The sequence below is a fragment of the Sinomonas humi genome, assembly GCF_000802235.1.
Taxonomy (GTDB): Bacteria; Actinomycetota; Actinomycetes; order Actinomycetales; family Micrococcaceae; genus Sinomonas; species Sinomonas humi.
Map to the genome: position 1 here is coordinate 21980 of NZ_JTDL01000076.1, position 6723 is coordinate 28702.

General features: G+C 66.2%; 4 protein-coding genes. 2 read left to right on the top strand and 2 right to left on the bottom strand.

Annotated features, from left to right (window positions below; all coding sequences use genetic code 11):
* The first annotated feature begins 55 nt into the window (after positions 1-55).
* Positions 56-1141, top strand: a complete 1086-nt coding sequence (locus LK10_RS20735; protein ID WP_052206967.1) for an ArsR/SmtB family transcription factor — start codon at positions 56-58, stop codon at positions 1139-1141.
* Positions 1142-1372: 231 nt separating this feature from the next.
* Here LK10_RS20735 and LK10_RS04715 read toward each other — a convergent pair whose 3' ends face one another.
* Positions 1373-3199 (bottom strand): acetolactate synthase large subunit, encoded by a 1827-nt coding sequence (locus LK10_RS04715; protein ID WP_197061851.1) that lies wholly within the window; start codon positions 3197-3199, stop codon positions 1373-1375.
* Between the two features lie 279 nt (positions 3200-3478).
* The gene (locus LK10_RS04720; protein WP_043120569.1) at positions 3479-3967 is read right to left on the bottom strand and encodes an Lrp/AsnC family transcriptional regulator; all 489 of its coding nucleotides are present in this window, start codon (positions 3965-3967) and stop codon (positions 3479-3481) included.
* Between the two features lie 252 nt (positions 3968-4219).
* Here LK10_RS04720 and LK10_RS04725 point away from each other — a divergent pair, with 252 nt between their 5' ends.
* On the top strand, positions 4220-6562 hold the full coding sequence (locus LK10_RS04725) for a transketolase-like TK C-terminal-containing protein (protein ID WP_043120587.1): 2343 nt from the start codon (positions 4220-4222) through the stop codon (positions 6560-6562).
* Positions 6563-6723 lie beyond the last annotated feature (161 nt).

A 6723-nucleotide genomic window follows, 5' to 3' on the forward strand; every position in this document is an offset into this window, starting at 1 on the left:
CCGTGTCCACCTGTACAATCGACGTCATTCGATACTGGTGGAGGGAGGGGCCGACGTGAAACTCGTCGGTGAAGATGGAGGTGGGCAATCGAGGTCTCAGGGCCTGGACGGCTCTCTGACCTCAGTTCACGCCTCCCCCAATTACGACTTCCTCGTCAGCTTGCGGGCGCTTTACAACCCCCACACCTACGAGCGCTCCAGACAGTGGGCCCTCACTGCGCGGAAGGCAATGGGCCCTCTCCTCTATGCGGAAGGACGTCTGTTCTTTGAGGGAGGCGAGACTGCACTCGGATTCGGGCTGCTCCGCCTTCTCCCAGCCCTGAAGACTGAGTCAGGGCCTGAAGACTTCATCGAGCTCCTCCGAGCAGCGTCTCCAGAAGAGTGTGCGCTGCTGATGCTCGACACGGGAGAGACCTCGGAGGCGGCATTGGAGTACTACGAGGCGGTCCTCCGAGGCCGATCCGGCCAGAAGGCCGGCTTGCAAACGAAGGTCCACGAGCTTTCCGGAGCATTCGCCGCCCCCAGTCTCGAAGTGCTGGAGGATCCGGCCGGATCGAAGGAGCGAATAGTCCAGTTCCTGGAGCGTTATCTCAAGAAGGTCTTCGCCCCCGACGTCGACCGCTTCCGCGTAGCGGCTGAGCGGGCGGCGGGCTCGGCGAGAGACCTTCTCGCCATGCAGCCCAATGTCGCCAGCGTCGCGGCGCTCACCGGGGGATACACCCTCTCCTCGGCTCTGGCGATGAATCAGATCATTCTTGCTCCTTCTGTTTTCATCTACCCGTTCATGGCCTCTCGAATAGACGAAGGCGAAGGCCGGGTCCTTATCGTATTCGGGGTACGAGACGATGACATGGTTGGGTACCAAGACGTCATTCCTGTCGAAGTGTTGGGCCAGATAAAGGCCTTGTCGAATCCCCACCGGCTACAAATACTCACACTGTTGCGCACCGGCCCGCTTCTGGGTCCCGAATTCGTCACCCGCCTCGCGGTGTCGCAGCCGACCGTCCATCACCACATGGCGCAACTGAGATCGACGGGTCTGGTTCGTCAGGAACGCACTCGGGAGGGGATGCTGTACAGCCTCCGGGGTGACGCTGCCGAATCGCTTGTCGCTCGGCTGGCACACTTCTTTGGAATTTAGTTAGTCCCTCGTGCTCTCCGAAAACCCATCTGAGTAGGGCGCTCTGGTGCGATCTTTCCTCATGTTCCTCCTTGTCTTCGATCTGCTTCAGACTCCCTGTGGGGACAGCGGCTGAGATTCGACGACAGCCTCTTGCCGACCTCGTCGATCTTGGATCTTGGCCCAGCGGATGATCGGCGTACCGGACGGACGGGGTACGGCGTTCCGTGGTGCTCGCAGCGATCTCGGGCCCTAAGTGCAGGTATGAGGAAGATCATCTGATTCCTCGTCGAAGAGCGGGCGGTTCCCCTGGGCCGCCATGATGTGGTCGTTGCTACTTCCCGCTGCCACCATTGGCCAGACCAGGGCCTCGTCGCTGACGATGAAGTCGATGACCACAGGGCGGTCGTTGATCGACTGGGCTTGGGCGATGACAGCGTCGACGTCGTCCTCTCGCTCGCAGCGCAGCGCTACACATCCCAAGGCCTCGGCGAGCAGGACGAAGTCGGGGATGCGATGGGTGTGGGTGGCGAGGTCCACCTGCGTGTAGCGCTCCTCGAAGTGGATCGCCTGGAGCTGCTTGACCATGCCAAGGTTCCCATTGTTGATGATCGCCACCTTGATCGGAATCTGCTCGATTGCGGCGGTAGCGAGCTCCCTGCCGGTCATCTGGAAGCAGCCGTCCCCGTCGATGGCCCACACCTCGCGTGCCGGGGCGGCCAGCTTCGCGCCAATCGCTGCGGGCACCGCGTATCCCATCGTGCCGAGACCGCCCGAGTTCAGCCAGCTCCGGGGTTCTTCGAAGCAGATGTGGTGGGCGGCCCACATCTGATGCTGCCCGACGCCGGCGGCGAAGATGGCCCCTGGGCCAGCGGCCTTCCCGACGGCCTCGATCACCAGCTGAGGCGGCAGCATCCCGTTCGCAGGCTGGTCGTAGCTGAGGGGATATGCTGCGCGGATCCCGTCCAAGGCTGCACGCCACGGGGCGAGTCGGTCCGCCCGCGGGGACTCTTGGCGCAAGGCATCGACGAGGGATCGGATCGTTTCGCGGCAGTCCCCGACGATGGGCACGTCGACGGGACGGTTCTTGCCGATCTCTGCCGGGTCGATGTCGGCGTGGACGACCCGCGCGTTGGGGGCGAAGGACTCGGGGTGGCCTGTGACGCGGTCGTCGAACCGCGCACCTAGGGCGATCAGCAGGTCGCTGCGCTGCATGGCGGCGACGGCGGCGACGGATCCGTGCATTCCGGGCATCCTGTAGTGCAGGGGGTGGCTGTCCGGGAAGGCGCCGCGCGCCATCAAGGTGGTGACCACGGGGATCCCGGTGAGCAACGCAAGCTCCCGCAGCTCTGCGGCAGCGTCTGCTTTCACCACCCCGCCTCCCACATACAGGACTGGGGCCGACGCGGAGAGGATGAGAGAGGCCGCCTCGCGGATCTGGGCGAGGTGCGGCCGAGCGCTTACGCGATACCCGGCGAGCTGCATCTCGAGGGGCCACGAGAAGGCGGTCGCCGCCTGAAGGGCGTCCTTCGTGATGTCGACCAGAACCGGCCCCGGGCGCCCCGTGGAGGCGATGTGGAACGCCTCGGCGAGGATGCGCGGGATGTCGCCGGCGTCCGTGACCTGGAAGCTGTGCTTGGTAATCGACATGGTCATGCCGACGATGTCGGCCTCCTGGAAGGCGTCACTGCCCAGCAGCGACCGGGGGACCTGGCCGGTGATCGCGACGACGGGCACGGAGTCCATGTGGGCGTCGGCCAGCGGCGTCACGAGGTTCGTCGCACCGGGGCCGGAGGTGGCCATGCACACTCCGACCTTCCCGCTGGCCATGGCATAGCCGGCCGCCGCATGGCCCGCGTCTTGCTCGTGCCGGACGAGCACGTGGCGGAGGCGCTGGGAGTCCATCAACGGGTCGTAGACCGGCAGGATCGCCCCACCGGGGATGCCGAAGACGCACTCGACCCCGAGTTCCTCCAACGCGCGCACCACCGCCTGCGCACCCGAGCAGGGCTCGGGTGCGCAGGCGGCGGCAGCGGTGCTCCACGAGGCGGGCCTTCTGTTGACGGCGACTGAACTCACAGGCGTCCTCTGCTCTTGTCTGAATGTCTCGTGTTTCAGTTCGGCGCAGCTCCGCAGAGCCCGATTGGGGCTGTGCCGTGAAACGCGTCGGAGCACCCTCGGGGGTCAGAGGATGGTGGCGGAGATCGCCGGAGTTCACATGATCGAGTGAACCTTGGCCACCCAGTGAAGCATCATGCGCGGGGGCCGGCAATCGGCAGCGAAGGAGGTCATCAGACTGCCCAGCGGAATAGCTGGAGGCCCCGCGCTCGTGGGCAGATTGCCCACGAGCGGGAACGGTCAGCCCTGCTGGATCAGCTGCTGGACCAGCGGGGAGACCCTGTAGTGGACGAGCTCCCTCATGACGAGCGCCGTCGTAGTCTTCTCGACTCCGTCGATGTCCAGGACGCGGCCGGCGATGCGGTAGAGGTCGTCGGCGTCGCGCGCGACAACGTGGACGAGCAGGTCTGTGACTCCGCTCAACCCCTGGACTTCGACGATTTCCGGGATCCCGTCGAGGGCCCGCCCGATCGCGGCGAGCTTCTGCTGTGTCACCGCGGTGAGGATGAAGGCGTTCAGCGGGTAGCCGAGGGCGGCCGGATCTATTCGGCGCTCGAACTCCTGGAGGACGCCGCCCTGCCCCTCGAGCTTTCCCAGTCGGGCCTGCACAGTGTTGCGGGAGAGTCCCGTTCTTTCCGCCAACGCGATGACCGTGGCGCGCGGATCCCTGTTCAGTGCCGCCAGGATCCGGGCGTCGATCGGGTCGACGGCGGCGTTCGTCCTTGGCATACTGCCAACCTCCTACCTGGCCGCAAGCGGCCTCCGCGTGCAGAATGATGAACTTTCCGAAGGGCAATTGTCGCAACTGTCCCATCATGGTCCACTGGTTCGGAGATTTGCACACAGATCTCAAACTCTCACTACCGATTTCCTGGTAGACCTCGGCTCGGCGCATGCGACCACGACGTCCTGGATGCGCCGATGCCAGCCCAGCCGATTCGACGGATGGGCTTGAAGATTCCCCCAGGCAAGGACATGAAGATGAATTCCCCTCGCACCATCGAACAGGCAGAGCAAGTGCTGGCCGGCGGATCGCCCACAGAGGTGCTTGCAGAGGTCGAGCAGCGGGTGCTGTGGCTGTCGACGTCGATGGTGCACCACGCGAATCGTGTCCGGCCCAACCCGTCGGGCCTGAAAGTCGGAGGTCATCAGGCCTCGTGCGCTTCGATTGTGTCGATCATGACCTCGCTCTGGTTCGAGCAGCTCCAGCCGGGAGACCGCGTCTCGGTCAAGCCGCACGCCTCGCCCGTGCTCCACGGGATCAACTACCTCCTGGGCGAGCTGGACGAGTCCTACCTGCCCACACTCCGGGAGTTCGGGGGTCTCCAGAGCTATCCGAGCCGGACGAAGGACCCGGATCCCGTCGACTACTCCACGGGGTCCGTCGGCATCGGGGCCACCGCCCCCATCTGGGGCGCGATCGCCCGCCGGTACGTCCACACCCAGCTCCGCGATGCGGGACGCGGCCGCCAGTACTCCCTCGTGGGCGACGCCGAGCTTGACGAGGGAGCGGTGTGGGAGGCCATCCTCGACCCGTCGGTGGCAGAGCTGGGCGAGATCGTGTGGATCGTGGACCTCAACAGGCAGTCCCTGGACCGGGTCGTGCCGAACATCGCCGCCGGGCGCATCGAGAGCATGTTTGCCGCAGCCGGGTGGCAGGTGATCACCGTCAAGTTCGGCAAGCTGCTCGAGCAGCTCTTCACCCGCCCGGGCGGGTCCGCCATGCGCGCCCGGATCCTCGACATGCCCAACCCCGAGTACCAGCGGCTCCTGCGCTGCAATGCCGAAGAGGTGCGCAGGCGCCTGCCGGGAGACGGGGCCGGATCCGACGAGATCGCCTCGCTCATCGGCGACATCGACGACGGCACCCTCGTCCGCGCGATCCGAAACCTCGGCGGCCACGACCTGGATGCCCTGCGCGCCGCCTACGCCCAGATCGACGACACCCGCCCGACCGTCATCATCGCCTACACCATCAAGGGCTACGGACTCCCCACCGAGGGCCACCCGCAGAACCACTCATCGCTGCTGACCATCCCGCAGTACGAGCAGCTCGCGGGTGATCTGGGCATGGACGCGGCCGATCCGTGGTCGCGTTTCGAGCCTTCCTCTGCCGCCGGGCTGCTCTGCCGCGCGGCCGCCGAACGGCTTGCCAGGGAGGAGCAGCACCTACTGGCGACCCCGGCTGTCCCGGCGGACATGGGCAGGACCCCTGCCTCCGGCACGGCGACCACCCAGGCTGCCCTCGGACGCACCCTCCTCGACCTGACCCGTCAGGCACCCGAGGTAGCCAAGCGCGTAGTCACCATCAGCCCGGACGTCAGTTCCTCCACCAACCTCGCCGGCTGGCTGAACAAGGTCGGGGTCTGGTCCCCGGACGAGCGCCGCGACTGGTTCGCCGACGACGCGGAGACGATCATGCACTGGCGCGAATCCCCCTCCGGCCAGCACATTGAGCTGGGCATCGCCGAGACCAACCTCGTCGGGCTGATCGGCGAGCTCGGCGCGACCTGGTCCCGCTGGGGCCAGCCGCTGTTCCCGATCGGCGTGCTCTACGACCCCTTCGTGGAACGTGCCCTGGAGCCATGGTCGTACGGCATCTACGCAGGGGGCCAGTCGATCCTCGTCGGCACGCCGTCCGGGGTCACCCTGGCTGCCGAAGGCGGGGCCCACCAGTCCATCAAGACCCCCTCGATCGGGCTCGAACAGCCCGGATGCATCAGCTACGAACCGGCCTTCGTGATCGATGTCGAGTGGACCCTTCTTGCCTCGATCTCCCGCCTGGGACGGCCCGACGGCAAGTCGGCCTACCTCAGGCTCTCGACCCGTCCGGTCGACCAAACCCTGGCGGCCGTCCCTTCAGATGCCGCCGCCCGGGAACGCCGGCGGAAGCAGGTCGTCGCCGGCGCCTACCCGCTGCGCCGGGAGGCTGATCCGCAGGTGACGATCGTCGGGATGGGGGCGATGATCCCCGAGTCGCTGGCAGCCGCAGACCGGCTCTCCCAGCAGGGCATCGCGGCCGACGTCGTGTGCGTCACGAGTCCCGGCCTCCTCTTCGAAGCCCTTCAGGCCCGGCGCGGACTGGCCGACGGCCCAACGTCGATCCTCGACCAGGTGTTCCCCGCCAACAGGGCGGCTCCGATGGTGACGGTCCTCGACGGCCACCCCCACACCCTCGCCTTCCTCACCGGCATCAACAACGTGCCCGGCGCAGCCCTCGGGGTGAGCAAGTTCGGCCAGGTCGGGGACCTCCAGGACGTCTACCGATACCACGGCATCGACACCGACTCCATCGTCGGCGCCGCTCTCGACCTCATCGACTGAAGCTGGAGAGTTCGAGGGATCGGGATCTGCTGACGCCCAGACCTTGCCCGTGAAGTGGAGAGTGCCGCCTCTACGAGCTTGTCCACTACGAGGCCTACAACCGCTTCGACACCGGCGTTTTCAACTTCCAGGTCCCCGGCCGACACTGAACAGTCTTCATC